Annotated in this window: 15 protein-coding genes and 1 pseudogene; 8 read left to right on the top strand and 8 right to left on the bottom strand. The window is 62.6% G+C overall.

Features of this window, described 5'->3' with window-relative positions:
* Positions 1–574: 574 nt before the first annotated feature.
* The 3 genes from IGW04_RS24340 to IGW04_RS24330 all read right to left on the bottom strand — a co-directional run bounded on the left by IGW04_RS24340 (position 575) and on the right by IGW04_RS24330 (position 2,417).
* Positions 575–991, bottom strand: coding sequence for a hypothetical protein (locus IGW04_RS24340; RefSeq protein WP_194715690.1), 417 nt, complete (start codon positions 989–991; stop codon positions 575–577).
* A 187-nt stretch (positions 992–1,178) separates the two neighbouring features.
* Entirely contained in the window at positions 1,179–2,078 is a 900-nt protein-coding gene (locus IGW04_RS24335) for a TorF family putative porin (protein ID WP_194715689.1), read from the bottom strand.
* A 168-nt stretch (positions 2,079–2,246) separates the two neighbouring features.
* Entirely contained in the window at positions 2,247–2,417 is a 171-nt protein-coding gene (locus IGW04_RS24330) for a hypothetical protein (RefSeq protein ID WP_194715688.1), read from the bottom strand.
* Positions 2,418–2,632: 215 nt separating this feature from the next.
* On the opposite strand from IGW04_RS24330, the gene IGW04_RS24325 reads away from it, so the two are divergent.
* Together IGW04_RS24325 and IGW04_RS24320 are read left to right on the top strand one after the other, a co-directional pair.
* A complete protein-coding gene (locus tag IGW04_RS24325; RefSeq protein WP_194715687.1) occupies positions 2,633–3,262 on the top strand; it encodes a class I SAM-dependent methyltransferase in 630 nt (209 codons plus the stop codon).
* A 647-nt stretch (positions 3,263–3,909) separates the two neighbouring features.
* A complete protein-coding gene (locus IGW04_RS24320; RefSeq protein WP_194715686.1) occupies positions 3,910–4,203 on the top strand; it encodes a hypothetical protein in 294 nt (97 codons plus the stop codon).
* 44 nt (positions 4,204–4,247) lie between these two features.
* On the opposite strand, the gene IGW04_RS24315 is transcribed toward IGW04_RS24320, so the two are convergent.
* The gene (locus IGW04_RS24315) at positions 4,248–4,691 is read right to left on the bottom strand and encodes a hypothetical protein (protein WP_194715685.1); all 444 of its coding nucleotides are present in this window, start codon (positions 4,689–4,691) and stop codon (positions 4,248–4,250) included.
* A 749-nt stretch (positions 4,692–5,440) separates the two neighbouring features.
* Here IGW04_RS24315 and IGW04_RS24310 point away from each other — a divergent pair.
* A complete protein-coding gene (locus IGW04_RS24310) occupies positions 5,441–6,958 on the top strand; it encodes a hypothetical protein (protein WP_194715684.1) in 1,518 nt (505 codons plus the stop codon).
* Positions 6,959–7,015: 57 nt separating this feature from the next.
* Here IGW04_RS24310 and IGW04_RS24305 read toward each other — a convergent pair whose 3' ends face one another.
* Both IGW04_RS24305 and IGW04_RS24300 read right to left on the bottom strand, forming a co-directional pair.
* Positions 7,016–7,459, bottom strand: a complete 444-nt coding sequence (locus tag IGW04_RS24305) for an Hsp20/alpha crystallin family protein (RefSeq protein WP_194715683.1) — start codon at positions 7,457–7,459, stop codon at positions 7,016–7,018.
* Between the two features lie 21 nt (positions 7,460–7,480).
* Positions 7,481–7,957: an Hsp20/alpha crystallin family protein gene (locus IGW04_RS24300; protein ID WP_194715682.1), complete on the bottom strand. Its 477-nt coding sequence runs from the start codon at positions 7,955–7,957 to the stop codon at positions 7,481–7,483.
* A gap of 274 nt (positions 7,958–8,231) precedes the next feature.
* On the opposite strand from IGW04_RS24300, the gene IGW04_RS24295 reads away from it, so the two are divergent.
* The 3 genes from IGW04_RS24295 (at position 8,232) to IGW04_RS24285 (ending at position 12,686) form a co-directional block, all read left to right on the top strand.
* Positions 8,232–8,489, top strand: coding sequence for a hypothetical protein (locus IGW04_RS24295; RefSeq protein WP_194715681.1), 258 nt, complete (start codon positions 8,232–8,234; stop codon positions 8,487–8,489).
* 183 nt (positions 8,490–8,672) lie between these two features.
* The gene (locus IGW04_RS24290) at positions 8,673–10,355 is read left to right on the top strand and encodes an L-lactate permease (protein WP_194715680.1); all 1,683 of its coding nucleotides are present in this window, start codon (positions 8,673–8,675) and stop codon (positions 10,353–10,355) included.
* 339 nt (positions 10,356–10,694) lie between these two features.
* Positions 10,695–12,686: a diguanylate cyclase domain-containing protein gene (locus IGW04_RS24285; protein ID WP_194715679.1), complete on the top strand. Its 1,992-nt coding sequence runs from the start codon at positions 10,695–10,697 to the stop codon at positions 12,684–12,686.
* A 209-nt stretch (positions 12,687–12,895) separates the two neighbouring features.
* Here the strand turns inward: IGW04_RS24285 and IGW04_RS24280 are convergent, their stop codons facing one another.
* Complete coding sequence (locus IGW04_RS24280; RefSeq protein WP_194715678.1) at positions 12,896–13,300, bottom strand: carboxymuconolactone decarboxylase family protein; 405 nt, start codon at positions 13,298–13,300, stop codon at positions 12,896–12,898.
* A gap of 198 nt (positions 13,301–13,498) precedes the next feature.
* Between IGW04_RS24280 and IGW04_RS24275 the strand changes: the two genes are divergently transcribed.
* Both IGW04_RS24275 and IGW04_RS24270 read left to right on the top strand, forming a co-directional pair.
* A complete protein-coding gene (locus IGW04_RS24275) occupies positions 13,499–14,125 on the top strand; it encodes a hypothetical protein (RefSeq protein ID WP_228527367.1) in 627 nt (208 codons plus the stop codon).
* A 108-nt stretch (positions 14,126–14,233) separates the two neighbouring features.
* Positions 14,234–15,433 carry a YsnF/AvaK domain-containing protein gene (locus tag IGW04_RS24270; protein ID WP_228527366.1) on the top strand — a complete coding sequence of 400 codons (1,200 nt, stop codon included), beginning with the start codon at positions 14,234–14,236 and terminating at the stop codon, positions 15,431–15,433.
* Between the two features lie 88 nt (positions 15,434–15,521).
* On the opposite strand, the pseudogene IGW04_RS24265 reads toward IGW04_RS24270, so the two are convergent.
* Positions 15,522–15,705: pseudogene (locus IGW04_RS24265) on the bottom strand (IS110 family transposase); the annotation flags it as partial.

The following is a 15,705-nucleotide window of genomic DNA, read 5'->3' as shown; positions in this document are numbered from 1 at the left end:
TTGCCCAGAAATGGGCAGAGGCGCGCAACCGGCGGCAAGCGGGGATCGACTGGCAATTCCGCACCGCCGATGCACGCATAAAGCTGAAATACCTTTATCCGAAAATTGATGAGTGACGGACTACTAGAGCGAATTTGGCCAGACTAGCCTCATGCTGCAGGTTTAGGCGCGGCGCAACCTGCATCCTGCACATACCCCCGATGCTGTAGGGTGGAATACCCCGAAGGGGCATTCCACCATGTGTGGACCAGAGAAGGTCCTTGAGATGGTCTTTGCGGTATGCGACCGCGGTGCAATGCCCTTCGGGTATTGCACCCTACTAACCCTCGGGCGACTCTTCCAAAGGCAATCCTGCTTGGCCGGTGGACGCCAGTCAGGCTGGAAATGCGCTAGAAACTGTTATGGATTTCGGAAGATGGCTTGGGGAAGGTTGCTGCGAACTGTCATCACCGGCCATCTGCGGCGCCTCGCCGCAACGCCGCAGATGGCCAGTGATGACGGCTTCCAGCCCCAGTCCTGGGTTCATGACAGGCTTTAGCTGCAAGGGTGGTTCCCGCCAAGACCGCGCGTCCGATCAGAAGCCAAAAGCCTTTTTCGCTTCATCTTTCTCGCCGCCCGCGCCTCCCGGCGCGCGCCGGCTTTCCAGCACGAGCAGATACTTGTGCACCCCGAGCACTTCCCTGATCAGGCTGACGCCGACCGGCGCATCCGGTGGGGTGAAATGGCGTACATGGCGGCTTGCATCCGGCGCGGGCGGCAGCGGCTGGCCGAACACCGTGATCACCGCCTCCTCGAAAGCCTTCAGGTTGTCCTCGCCCGTTGCCGAGCGCAGTTCCACCCTGACCAGCCTGTCGTTTTCAAAGCAATAAAGCACGCCGAACAACTGGGCATTACCCAGGCGCAGCTCTTCCCGGCGGTTGCCATAGCAGCCCGGCGGATTGCTGACCGCGATCGCATTGGGCAGTCGCGCCACCGGGTCGCCCCATTTCATGCCGCGAAAGCCATCGGGCCCATTGGCATGGGCAATGCATGCGAAGACCTGCAGCAGGCTGCAGGCAAGGATGTTCCGTAACAGGCAACGATGACGGCGGCGCATCGGGCGTGGACTCCCCAGGCAAGCGATCGGCGGCTGATTCTAGCACCAGCCGCATGCCGCCCGTCGACCCGGCCGCCTGGGGTCAGAAGCCGTAGCTGATGCTGGCCACTACCTTGTTGTCCTGCTTGATGCCGAAGCGGGTCTTGCCGGCGATGATGGCCTGCAGGCCCCAGGTCAGCGGCGTGTCCAGGATGGGCTGGGTAAAGCCCAGTATCAGGTGCCGGAAGCCGCTGGAGATCGGCGTGTTGCCGGCATAGCAGCCATTGACATTGAAGGCGCTGCCGCCGCCGCAACTGGTGTTGGTGAGGGTATCGGTGGTGCCGAGGAATTTGCCTTCCTTCTTGTAGACATAGCCGCCCAGGCTGCCTAGGAAGGTGATCTTGTACGGCAGCGCATGGCTGTAGTTCAGGGTGACATAGGTGTCGCCCTTGTTGCCCCACACGACATCGTTGAGCAGGGTCTGCGCCGACAGCGCGAAGTCGCCATAGGCCAGGCCCAGCTTGGTCTCGAAGGCGTTGGCATGCTTGCCGTTGATGTAGTAGTAGCCGGTCAGCCCGGCGGTATAGCCCAGATCGCCGGCCTTGCCGTTGTAGCCGGCGTAGAAATCGTTCTCGACCGACTTGTCGTTCTGGAAGCCGCTGACGATGTTGCGGTCGTCATAAGAGCGGCCCAGCTGCTTGTACGAGTAGTTGATGCTGGAAGCGAAGTAACCGGCGTAAAACCCGCTTTCATGCACGAAGTCCAGGCCGCCCTGCAGCGCGGGACGGTCGGACTCGGGCGCGTCGGCGATCTTGTTGCCCAGGGTCGGCAATGCGTTGCCATAGGTTGTGGTGGCGCCGCGCAGGTAGTAGCGCGAAACCAGGTCGATATGGCCAGTGACCGTATAAGGCGCTGCGGGTGCATCGGCAGGCGCATCGGCGGCGAAGGCGCTGCAGGCTGCGGTCATCGAAAATAAAACGGCAAGGGAAATCCGGGCGGTCATTGCGGTTGGCTCCTGTTGATGGATGGTTTAGTTGCTGCCCGTCCACCTTAGCGAGATGTATGCCATGCAATCTGTTGACTGAACAGGAATTAAACTGCAGGAAAGCAAGTTGCGGGTGCGGTGCGTGCCATGCTGGTGCATTCACGCACCTTCGGATGGCGCGGCTGCTCAACGGCCGGACCGATGCTGCCGACGCGCCAGGAACGCCAGGCAGGCTGGCGCCCGCGCACTGCATTGGCCAGACAGGCCAGGCCGGAAGATCAGCAGCAGGAGAGCGCCGCGCAGCAATGCGCCGCCGGCGCGAAGGGTTGGCAATGGACTGAGACGGTTGGCTTGCATGCAGGCTCCTGGCGCAAAAAAGGCAGGCCCGTGATGTTTCGGGCATGGAGCAGCGGGGTTCGCACGAAACATGCCAGCCGGACGGCGATTCCAGCCGCTGGCTGCGTCGCGACGGGCGGGAGCGCAACCGGAATGCATTTCGCCCCGGGCATCGAACTAAGCAGCGCGGCCGATGGTCCATCGGCAAGGTAAACAACCGGAGCTTCGGCACCTCTATGAGTACGACCCCTGCGGCGGGCCAGTCTGGCCCGCAGAGTGAGTCGACCGGCAATGGCAGCCACCTGCATGGTTGCCCGGCAGCGCAGCAGTCATGGCATGCGCAATACCGAGCCGGCCTATGGGATGATCTGGACAGCGCGGAACAGCCCGCGCCTTATCTGACGATCTGCGAACTTTATCAGCGGCATGTAGGCGATGGCCCCCTGCTGGACATCGGCTGCGGCGGCGGCATGCTGTACCGCTACCTCACCGAGCATGCCGGCCTCCAGAGCACCTCCTACACCGGCGTCGATATCGCCGACGACGCCGTGCGCCGCGCCACCGCCAGCTTTCCCGGCGTGAAGGTCAGCCGGCGCGATTACGACTGCGAGACGGTCGGCAGCCGCTTCGATTGCGTGATCTTTAATGAATCCCTGCAGTGCTTCGACGATCCCGGAGCCATCCTCGAAAAATGCGCGCGCGACAACCTGCATCCCTGCTCGGTGCTGATCGTGGCAATGTCCGGCTGGGAGCATGCAATGCTGTGGCAACTGCTGGAGCGCCGTTACCAGCTGCTGGACGAGCAGGACGCGCGCGGCGACGATGGCCGCGCATGGACGGTCCGCGCCTACAAGATGCCGTGCTGAACTTCCCCGGGTAGCCGGCATCGAACCGGCGCAGCAGGCTGCCGGGCCGACAAGGAGCGAAGCATGCAGCTGTGTTCGGAAGATGGGCGCCGGCATCAACGACCGCTTCACCGCCGAAGTGCCGGACTATGTGATGCAGCGCATGCGGGACATCCAGGCGCGCCCTATGCCAGTGATGCACCATGCCACCGGCAAGCTGGCAGGGAGCATTGCCCGGGACGCCTGGCCGGCCGCCATGCTCCGAAGTCGACCGCCTCGTCTCCGGAATGTCCACCCCATCCGAACCCAACCGCAGCCGGACTGTCCATTCATTGAGAACAGACGGCGCTGGTATGCCGCAAGGCAAACCAAACCCAATCGGGCAAAAAAAACCCGCTCACAGGGAGCGGGTAAATCCATCCTTTGGGAGGGTGGAGGAGACAGGTGCAACTATATCTTCTGAACCCGGACAAATAAAATTCCCGTTTTCAATACCCGTTATACGAAACACTGATGACTGGTCAGACGGCTGAGCCAACCAAAGTGAAAACCAAATGTCCAAGCCAGCCTGAATTGCAAATTAATCACGATAAAGTTTGCTCTGCACCAAGTTGTTTATTTCTTATTGGTATATTATTAACCTATTGCAACTAATTTTGGACAACGCCATGGACGAACAGCATCCGCTCACTTCTCAGCTGGAATACAACCCGGACAAGCTTCTGGACGCTTTACTGGATCGGCTGGTCCTGAAAAACGATGCGGCGCTGGCCCGTGCGCTGGAGGTTGCACCGCCCGTCATCAGCAAGATCCGGCACCGTCGCCTGCCGGTCGGCGCTTCCATTCTCATCCGCATGCACGAAGTGTCGAACCTGCCGATTCGTGAACTGCGCGATCTGATGGGCGACCGCCGCCAGAAATACCGCCTGAGCGACGTGCAGGGCAAGCCGAAAGAGGCTTGAGCCGCCAGACTATGGAAAGGGCCGGCGTGGCCCGCACGCAGTGCTCAATGCAGTTGCTGGGTCAGCCGCGCCTGTGGACCGTCCAGGGCGGCGACGGCCTTGCGGAAGAAGCTGCTCTCCTGGACGCTGGAAGTGTCGATGCGCTCGGTGCCCGTCAGGCTGATTTCCTCGCAAAGTTGCTCGATGACGCCTGTCAGAAACCATTCTCCGAACATCTGGATGTCGCGCGATGCCAAGTCGCCGAGGTCGATCAGGTTCAATGCCTGCGACCAACCCAGGGTTTCTATCCTTTCGCCATTATCGTCGGTAGTGACTTTCGGCCAGCGCGGATCGCGGGCGAATTCCATAACGCGTTGGTCATGGGCGCGCGCAATGCGCCGGATATCCTCGACAGCGAAACGTACTTCCCGATCGACAACGACGCGCAGCGCCTGATCCTCGTACCAGAGGGTTAATACCTGTTGCGCAGCAGTCTGCGTAGCATCCATGAATGTTCTTTCTGAAAAAGGAGGGCCGGCTCCAGCGGCGTCCGGTGAATTTCGGCGTTGTTCGCCTATCCTGTTATCGGTTTCCTTATGGAAACATTTAGGGTGGGAAGCAAATATTTGATCTTAAATTTAATGCGGAGCAGTAACATTGCTCTCTTGACAAACAGCCCATTTTCGTGCAATCGGCGAACTATAACAGCACTTTTGTCTGATGTCAGAATCCGCCTGAAGCCTTCGTTGCCTGTGGATCATGTTGCGGACAGGGAGGCGCAAGCCTTAAGAGCCCGGCCTGATCGTATTCGTGGAACGTTTGTCCCGAGTCGGTAATTAAACTAAAGCGAACCGCAGGCAGCGAGCTTGATGGAAGAAGTTTTCCAATAAATCGGTGCAGCAGAGTGCCGCCGCTTCCGGTACACTCCGGCATCCGCTACGACTTTGCTTTAACGGCATGCTCATCGAGCCGGGTCCATGCATTTCCTGCCATGCACCGGGCGAGCGCCCGGACTGGCGCGATCAGGCAAGCCATTGTGAAGCGGATCGTCAGCGGTGGCTGACGAAGGCCAGGAGCAGGCCGGCCTGCCAGCCTGGCTGCATCAATGAGGTCGATCGACAAGCCCGTGTATCTCCGGGCCTGACTGCGCAATGTTGTCTCGCAAGCTATTCATTGAATGCGGCAATGCGCGCTGAACCACCACGAGAGTGCGGTGCTGCAGAGTCACCCGTGTTTAAACAAACCGTTAAATTAAGCCATGCCTGATAAAACTGAAAAATCCGCCGCTCCCAAGGTCATTAAATGGACGGAAGAAGAATGGGCCAGCGTTGCCAATCATCTTTTTGAACAAAAGGGCGCCGTGCTGCTGTCATCGCCGCGCCTTGAGGAGATCCGCGCCAAGGATGTATTCATGGCGCAGGAAGCGCTGCCGGAAGACCGTCATCGCAAGCTGATTTCCATCGCACAGGGTTTTCAGGGCATCCGGGACAGGCTCAGCACGATTTTTCAGAACATGAACAAGGTCCGCCAGGATGACCTGTTCAAGCGTGAACAGGCAGGCGCCACGGCGGATGCCGGCACCGCGGCCGCAACCGTGCCTGCGGCCGCGCCGGCGCCGGAGCCGGCCCCGGCCCCTTCTCAGCCATCCCGCAAGTCTGGCCGGGACAGGGCGCCGCAGCCGGCGCCGGCCGCTGGCGCACAGCAGGAAAGCCAGGCCAAGCAGCAGGAGCCGGCCACGGCCATACCGTCAGACCAAATGGCCGCCACGGCCAAACCGGTCGAAGCGGCGCCGGCGCAGCAGGTGGCAGCAGACAGCCCGGCCTTGGCAGCCATGCCGGCCGAGCCGCTCCCCGAGCCGCAAGCACAGCCACAACAGCGTGACGCCGGCCGGGCGTTCCCGCAGCAGGAGCCGGCGCCGCGCCGGCCCGAGCAGAATGCTGCGGCCGGCAACCGCGAGCGTCAGAGGGAGCGGGGCCAGGAGACGCGTCCGCAGGGCGCCTGGGCATCCACGCAGGCATCGGCTGGCTTCATCGAGGCCGCCCGGCCTTTCGTCGCGATGGTATGCGAGGAAATGGCGCTGGCGCTGGTGAAGGTCATGGGCGGCAAGGCAGGCGAGCAGCAGCTTGCCGGCATCATGCAGAAAGCCCTGTCGCAACTGGCATCCGGTCAGGGCAATGGCAATACCGGCTACGGCGGCCGGCCGGAGCGGCAGCCGCGCCCGGAGCGCCAGCCTCAGCCAGAGCGTCAGCCTCAGGCGTTCAGCGCGCCAATCGACACGCCCGAGCGCGCCGCGCCCGACCTGCTGGATGACGAAAGCAGCCATCCGGCCGAGGTACAGCCGCTGTTCGACCCCAAGCTTCCGCCTTCGGCCAACAGCGACTTCAAGCCGACCATCGGCTTGGTGGGCGCCAACATCCGTGAACTGGATGATCTGCAACTGCTGTATCCGCAATTGCGCCTGACCGTGGTGGCGCCCGATGCGGTGCGCAGCGCCGATGTGTTCCGCCAATGCCAGCGCATCATCGGCCTGCGCGAGGATGTGTCGCAGCCGGTGGATGAACTGCTGCGCAGGCTGCTGAGAAACCGCTACATCCGGATCGCCGGCGGCATCCCCCGGGTGCGTGAGCAGCTCAATGCATGGCTGCACAATCCCGGCTCCATCAATGCCGAGCCGCGGCCCCATGTACCGCGCGGTCCGAAAGGCCAGGGACAAGGCCAGGGCCAGGGCGAAGGCGGCAAGAAGCGTCACAATCGCCACCTGCGCGCCCCGCGCTGAGCCGATTCCCGGGATGCAGCCTGCTGCGCGGCCCTATTCAAGCCGCGCAGCAGTGGTTCATGCCACCTTGACTTCGATGCGACGCGGCTGCGCGTGCTGCGCCTTGGGTATGCGCAAGGTCAGCACGCCATTCTTCAGTTCAGCCGACGCCTGCTCGGCATCGAGCTCCTTGGACAGCGTGAAAACCCGCCGGTAGCGCGGCAGCGTCACGTCGGCGTGGCTCGACTGCATGTCCTGCGGCACATCGAGCGCCACCTTGCCTTCGATGGTCAGGCTGTCGGTCTCCAGGTGCAGGCTCAGGTTTTCCCTGGATACGCCGGGCAGGTCTGCATACAGGGTGATGCCGTTGCCATCTTCCACCACGTCGACCGGTGGCAGCAGCGCCCGTTCCTGGCCTTCCTTCTGCCTGCCGCCCGTCTGCTGCACGGCCTGCTGGCCGCCCTGGTTCTGCTGCGCCGGTTGCTGGTTGGTGCCGGCGCTGCGGGTGTTGTCTTCAGCCATGATGTCCTCCTTTCCCTTTCCTCATTGCACACTGATGCGGCGCGGCTGCACCTGCTGCTTGCGCTTGACGCTGATGTGCAGCACGCCATCGCGGTACTGCGCCGACACGCCATCCGGATCAGCGTCTTCCGGCAGGCTGACCACCTTGCGGAAACGGCCGGCAAAGCGCTCGTTGATATGGACGGTCGCTCTGCCGCTGCCTGCGCCGCCACCGGCGTTGCCGCCTGCGCTACCGCCCGTGGCAGTCATGTCGGGCCGTTCGCCGGCCACGGTCAGCACACCGCGCTCCAGGTTGACTTCAATTGCGTTCGGATCCAGGCCGGGCAGAAAGGCATACAACTCCACCGATTGCGGCGTGCTGCCCACATTCATGGCCGGGAAGCCGCCGCGGCCGACGCCACGGATACTAGGCTCCATGCCGAATGTCTGCTGCATTTCGCGCTGGATACGGTCCATTTCGGCGAACAGGTCGCCGGGAAACACTGATCTGTAAAGCATGGCGGAATCCTCCTGTGTTGTTGGGAGAATGCTTAGATAGATCCGGCGTGCCAAAACATCAAGATGAATGCATGCGGTTTGAGGTGCGTCTAGCACGCTGCACGACACAAGGCCAGCCGGCTGCCGTGCGCGTGGATACGGTCCGGTTTGACATCACCACTGCGCGAAGGGGATTCGTCCGAAATAGCCTGTGCCATCAGGCCTTATTCCCGATCCGCATGCCTTGCCTGGCAGTCCTCCGCCGGACCGGTTTCCGGGTCGAGACAACTGTCCGGTGGAGAAAACCCACTGGACCTTGACCGCGCGCGGTTTGGATGCCGAAGAAGCAGGCATTCTTTGGAATGTCTTCCGCTGCAATACAGGTAGAGCCTCAGTTCAAGGATTGGCTTGTTCTGGCCTGCAGTGCAAAAAGGAAACACTGCTTTGTCTTTGCCAGGATTTGATGGCCCATGCCGTGTTGCGCATTTATAAGGAGATTTCAAAAGCAGGCCCTCCATCCCACGGTTTATCCATTAAACTGCGCGGCGATTAGTGAAACTATGTTTCGCCATGCAGTAATTATTTTCATCAAAATATTGCTAATGGATAATTTTTTTTGAAAAACAAAGTATTACAATCCGATGCCGGAAATTTTGAGTGCCAGGACGAGGCGTGCCGCCAGGACTGCCACCTTACCGGTTCGAGAGACAAAGTGATTCAATAAGAGGAGAAAGTGATGTGGCAGCAAGTGTATGACCCCCTGGGCAGTTTTGCCCTGTCCACCGTCGCGGCCGGCATTCCGGTCGCGGTACTGCTGGCGGCGCTGGCGTTTTTTCATATGAAAGCCCACCTTGCCGCCGGCCTGGCGCTGCTGGTTGGCATCGGCATTGCCGGCTTCGTGTTCGGCATGCCGGTGGCGATGGCAGGCAAGGCTGCTGGCTACGGCGTTGCCGCCGGCCTGTTTCCGATCGGCTGGATCGTACTCAACATCATCTTTCTCCATCGCCTGACGACCCTGAACGGTTACTTCAAGGCGCTGCAGAACAGCATCAGCGGCGTGACCGAAGACCGTCGCCTGCAATTGCTGCTGGTTGCCTTCTGCTTCGGCGCCTTCTTTGAAGGCGCCGCCGGCTTCGGCACCCCGGTGGCAGTGACCGGCGCCATCCTGATCGGCCTGGGTTTCTCGCCGCTGGCTGCATCCGGCCTGGCACTGATCGCCAACACCGCGCCCGTAGCCTACGGCGCGCTGGGTGCACCGGTCCTGGCGCTGTCGGCCGTGACCGGCCTGGACCTGCTGCAATTGTCCGCGATGATCGGCCGCCAGCTGCCGTTCTTCTCGGTGCTGGTGCCGTTCTGGCTGATCTGGGCCTTTGCCGGCTTCCGCGGCATGCGCGAAATCTGGCCGGCCATCCTGGTCGCCGGCGTTTCCTTCGCGATTCCCCAGTTCATCGTGTCGAATTATCACGGCCCGTGGCTGGTGGACGTGATCGCTTCCATCGTGTCGATGGGCAGCCTGACGCTGTTCCTGAAGGTCTGGAAGCCCAAGAAAATCTGGACCTCCACCGCCATCGTCAATCGTCATGACACCTCGATGGATGACATCGCCGCCAACGGCGCGTCTGCCGCCGCCGTGGCAGCCGACGCCAGCGCCGCGCGCATCAGCATGGTTCGCGCCTGGGCGCCCTGGGTCATCCTGTCGGTGTTCGTGTTCATCTGGGGCACGCCGGCATTCAAGAAGATCATGGACGGCCTGTGGGCATGGAAGTTTGCCATTCCCGGCCTGGACCAGATGGTTGTCAAGATGCCGCCTGTGGTCAGCAAGCCTTCGCCGGAAGCCGCGGTGTTCAACTTCAATGTGCTGTCGATGGCCGGTACCGGCATTCTGGTGTCCGCGCTGACCGCCGGCCTGCTGATGGGCTACTCGTTCACCCGCCTGCTGAAGGAATATTGGGAAACAATCAAGCTGGTCCGTTATTCGCTGCTGACGATCTGCGCGATGTTCGGCGTCGGCTACCTGACCAAGTATTCCGGCCTGGATGCCACCCTGGGCCTGGCGTTTGCCCATACCGGCATGTTCTATCCGATGTTCGGCACGCTGCTCGGCTGGCTGGGCGTGGCGCTGACCGGTTCCGATACCGCCGCCAACGTGCTGTTCGGCAGCCTGCAGCGCACCACCGCCGAGCAGCTGGGTCTGCCGCCGGTACTGATGGCCGCCGCCAACAGCTCGGGCGGCGTGATGGGCAAGATGATCGACGCCCAATCCATCGTGGTGGCCTCCACTGCCACCAAGTGGTATGGCCACGAAGGCGACATCCTCCGCTATGTGTTCTTCCATTCGATCGCGCTGGCCATCCTGGTCGGCTTCCTGGTGACGCTGCAGGCATATGTCGCGCCGTTCACCCACATGGTGGTGCGTTAATCGCAATTATTGATGTAGCGAAGTAACGAAGTAGCCATGCCAGGGGATGCGAATTTCCCCTGGCATTTTTTTTCCCGTTCGTTTTTCCATGCGATTTCTCTGGCTGGACTAGTGGGCTTTCACCCTGCACTGCGCTGTTCATCGCGGAACAGATTCCCCTGTATCCTCCCCACTTCCCGGATATCCTTCCAACAGGCAGCGAGGTCATTTTGCAACGATTCCGCCAGCAAACTTTAAATTTCCTCCTGGCATTGTCAAATATTGCATCGTGGAATTACCAGTAATGCTTTCGTGACATAATTTTGGTATCACTTTATGAAATGAATGATTACCGGAAGCATGACGACGCACAAAGAGCCGCTAAGCCCATCAGAAGAACAACAGCGGCTCGATACCCTGAGCGCCCTGCAGCTGCTCGACACTAGCGCCGACCAGCGTTTTGACCGCATCACCCATATCGCCGCCAGGCTGTTCCAGGTGCCGCTCGCGTTTGTTTCCATGCTCGATGACGAGCGCCAGTGGTTCAGGTCGCGCCATGAGCGTGACACTGCCGCGTCCCCGCATGCGGTGGACCTGGGCCGCCATGTGCTGTGCGACAACGGGCCGCTGGTGGTGCCCGACACTTTGAAAGATCCCCGCTTTTCCGATCACGCCGTGGTCACCGGCTCGCCCCATGTGCGCTTCTATGCCGGCTACCCGGTGCGCAGCCAGGAAGGCCATGCGCTGGGCACTCTCTGCCTTGTCGATATCACGCCGCGCGAGCATGGCGACATCGACCTCGACAGCCTGCGCCATTTGGCCGAGATGGTGGAGGAGGAGATCCGCAGATCGGTCATTGCCGCGCGTGCGATGACGCGCGACGAGGAACTCAACGCGGCCCTGCGCCATCTGTCCTCGCATATCCACAATTCGCCGCTGGCGGTGGTGCAGTGGGACCATGCAATGCGCACCGTGTCGTGGTCGGACCGGGCCGAGGAGCTGTTCGGCTGGAGCGCCGAGCGCATGCTGGGCGTGCCGCTGGGCGAGGCCGGGCTGGTGCATCCTGACGACGCGCCGGCGATGCTGGAAGGCATGCGGCAACTGCTGCAGCGGCGCGGCCTGCGCAATGTCAGCCATGGCCGCAGCATGCACCGCGACGGCCGCACGGTGCATTGCGCCTGGCATAACTCGATTCTGTTCGCCGAGGATGGCGCGCCGATCTCCATCCTGTCGCTGATCCAGGACGTGACTGCCCAGCGCGAGGCCGAATACGCGCTGCGCGCCAGCGAGGCCACGCTGCGCACCACCTTCGAGATGGCGCCGGTTGGCATCGCCCATATATCGCTGGATGGCGGCTGGCTGCGTGTCAATCCGCGGCTGTGCAGCATACTTGGCTACGACGCCGCCGAGCTGCAGCGCATGACCTTCCAGCAGGTGACGCATCCGGACGACCTGGCGGCTAACCTGTCGCTGCTGCGCGAGGCGATCGAAGGAAGGCGGCATGCCTACAGCATGGAGAAGCGCTATCTGCGCAAGAACGGCGACATGGTGTGGGGTGCAATCACGGTGTCGGTGAACCGGCCGCCCGACGGCAGTCCGGCTTATCTGATCACCGTGATCGAGGACATCCATGCCCGCAAGCAGGCCGAGCTGGCATTGCAGCGGCACCAGGAAGAACTGGAAAGCCGGGTGCAGCAGCGCACCCGCGAGCTCCAGCGCAGCAACGCGGAACTGGCGCTGGAAGTGCAGCAGCGGCTGCATGCGGAAAGCGTGCTCCGGGCCAGCGAGCGGAAGCTCCAGGCGCTGGCCCGCATGGATGCGCTGACCGGCTTGCCCAACCGTCGTCACTTCGATGAAAAGCTGGAAGAGGCGCTGCGGCGCGCCAGCCGCACCGGGCAGAGGGTGGGGCTGATGTTTCTCGATGTCGACCATTTCAAGCGCATCAACGACACCCTCGGCCATGGCGGCGGCGACATGGTGCTGCAGGAGTTTGCACGCCGGCTCGCGGGCGCGGTGCGCGCCACCGACAGCGTGTGCCGGCTGGCCGGCGATGAATTCACCATCGTCCTGGAAAACCTTGCCGCCGCAGCCGAGGCGCGGCTGGTGGCGGGCAAGATCCTGGAAGCGATGCGCCGGCCGTTCGAGGTCGATGGCGCGCTGCTGGCGGTCTCGACCAGCATAGGCATCGCCTGCATGGGCGCGAGCGGCCGGCAGGCCGAGCAACTGACCAGGCGGGCCGACGAGGCGCTGTACAAGGCCAAGGAGCTCGGCCGCAACCAGGCCTGGCTGGCCGACGCCGGGCAAGACGACGAGGCTTGCCCGGCCGCCGCGATGCGGCGTGCCAACGCATAGAGTCTGAAATGAATCTCAGGAGGGCTGGAAGCCGCCGTCACCGGCCATCTGCGGCATTGCGGCGCCTCGCGGTAACGCGTTACCGTCTCGTCGCCGCGCCTTGCATCTGGCCGGTGATGTCAGCCCCAGCTCCTTCCGGGGTCCATCACATTCTCCAGGCAATGATCGGCCTACTGAAAATCCTGCCAGGTACCGCTATCGGGCCTGACTCACTCCACCTGAACCCCGGCATCCTTGAGCACCGCGCCCGCGGTGCGAAAGGCTTCCAGTGCCGCCGGCGCGCCGGCATAGACGGCTGACTGCAGCAGGATTTCCTGCAGTTCGCGTGCCGACACGCCATTGTTGAGCGCGCCGCGCACATGCACCGCCAGCTCATGCTGCTTGCCCAGGGCGGTCAGCATTGCCACCGTGATCATGCTGCGCGACTTCGCATCCAGGCCGTCGCGGCCCCAGATTGCGCCCCAGGCGGCCTCGGTCACATATTGCTGCAGCGGCCGGCTGAAGGCGTCGGCATTGTCGAGCGAACGCTGGACATGGGCCTCGCCCAATACCTCCACCCGCTTGGCCAGGCCTCGCGCAAATTCGGGCGTGTTGAATTCTTCCGGAATATTCATTGCTTGCCATTGCTCCATCGTTATCGATTCGGATCGGGCGCATGTTACCGCATGGCCATCGATACATGATTGCACGCAGGCGGCGGTTCCGGTTAATCCCATGACCTTTGCGTTCGCGCTAAGGGTCTGCGCGCCGGCAGGAACCATCCACGCGATGGGCATTCTGATTAATTCGTTAATTCTTGTCAGGAGAACATCATGGCATTCGGTTCCGATTTCGGACGCATTCTGGACCAGTACAGCGATGCCTCCGTCCAGCAATCCCCGCCGCAACAGGTGGAACAGGACTTTGATGAGGTCGCCCGGCAGGCCGATCCGGAGACGCTCGAACATGGCTTCAATCAGGCTTTCCGCTCCGACCAGACGCCACCATTCGGCAACATGATGGGGCAACTGTTCGGACAGGCCGATTCGGGCCAGCGCGCAGGCATGCTCAATCAGCTGATCGGCGCACTCGGTCCGGCGGTGCTGGGATCGCTGCTCGGCGGCCGTGGCGGCATGGGCAATATGGGCAACATGAGCAATGCGGGCGGCATGGGTGCCGGCGGACTGGGCGGCATGGGCGGCCTTGGTAGTCTGCTCGGCGGCCTGCTGGGCGGAGGCGGCATGAGCCAGGGCACAGCGCCGCCCCAGATCACGCCGCAGGATGCGGAGAAGCTGAGCCCGGAGGAAGTGCAGGAACTGGCCAACCGCGCCGAGCAGGAACATCCCGGCATCATCGACCAGATGAGCCGCTACTACGCGCAGAATCCCCAGCTGTTCAAGGCCCTGGGCGGCGCTGCGCTGGCGATTGCGCTGGGCCAGATCGCCCAGCGCCGACGCTGACGGCAGCGGCCGGCGCCGCCGGCCTTCTGCCTACATCCAATCCATCATCCCGCACGCCGGGACCAATGCCGCATGCGGCGGTCGCGGCCAACGGCAAAGGAGCATGACATGGTTACCAAGACCACCAGCAACAAGCAGACCCCGCTCGTCACCGGCCTCTTCCCGGATCGCGACAGCGCCGAGCGCGCCTATCAGGACCTGTCCACCCGCGGCTATGGCCGCGACGACGTCAACCTGGTGATGACCGACGAAACCCGCAAGCGTTATTTCTCCGGAGACGAGTCGGTCAAGACCGACCTGCATACCAAGGCTGCCGAAGGCGCAGGCATTGGCGCCGGCATCGGCGGCACGCTCGGCGCTATTGCCGCTGCCATCGCCGCTGTCGGCACCTCGATTGCGCTGCCTGGCCTGGGCCTGGTGATTGCCGGCCCGCTGGCAGCGGCGCTGGTCGGCGCCGGCGCCGGCGGCGCGGCAGGCGGATTGCTGGGCGCCCTGATCGGATGGGGCATTCCGGAGGAAACCGTCAAGCATTACGAGCAGGGCATCAAGAACGGCGGCATCCTGATGGGCGTCAAGCCCAAGACCGACGCAGACCGGGAGCACTTCACCACGCGCTGGAACAGCGCGCAGCCGACCGGCGTGAGCACTGCCGCCGCCGGCGCTGCTCGCACCGCCACCAGCGCCGAATCGGGCACCATCCCGGTGGTGGAAGAGCACCTGGAGGTAGGCAAGCGCGCGGTGGAGACCGGCCATGTGCAGGTCAAGTCGCATGTGGTGGAAACCCCGGTCAACGAGAGCGTCACGCTGCGCGAGGAGCATGCAGCCATCGAACGCAGGCCGGTGGACCGTCCGGCCTCCGAAGCGGACCTGGCCAACTTCAAGGAAGAAACCATCGAGGTGCGCGAGACCGCCGAACAGGCAGTGGTGAACAAGACGGCGCGGGTGGTGGAGGAGGTCGTGGTCGGCAAGACCGCCACCAGCACCACGCAGGAAATCAGCGACACGGTGAGGAAGACCGTGGTGGACGTCGAGCGTGACGGCAAGGCCGGCACCACCGGCATGACGGACTTCCGCGACGACTTCAAGACCCGCTATGGCAGCACCGCCGGCGCGAAATACGACGATTATGCGCCGGCCTACCAGTACGGTTCGACGCTGGCCGGCGACCAGCGTTATGCCAATCGTTCCTGGGACGAGATCGAGACCAGCGCCCGCAGCGACTGGCAGACCCGTTACCCGGGCAGCGACTGGGAACGTTTCAAGGCCGCGGTGCGTCACGGCTGGGAAAAGGTGAGCGGCCGCCGCTAGGCGTCGCTGGAGCGCTTCCGGCCTGACCAGCCAGGTTGGATTGATGTGCGAAGAAGCGCACAAGGACCTGTAGATACTGTTATGCCCGTCAAGCTCCATGTAACGTTGGATCAAAGGCCTTGCGTGACTTAAGCACGCCAAAGGCCACATGGATGAGCTTGCGCATCATGGCGCCGATGATGAGCATGGGCGGCTTTCCCGCCGTAGCCAGGCGCTGGCGGAACACGGCGCCCCATGCTGTCCTGTGCAAGGCCACCATGGCAGGCATGTAG

This window comes from Noviherbaspirillum soli (genome assembly GCF_015352955.1).
GTDB classification, from domain to species: Bacteria; Pseudomonadota; Gammaproteobacteria; order Burkholderiales; family Burkholderiaceae_D; genus Noviherbaspirillum_A; species Noviherbaspirillum_A soli.
This window is presented reverse-complemented; position numbering and strand designations above follow the sequence as displayed.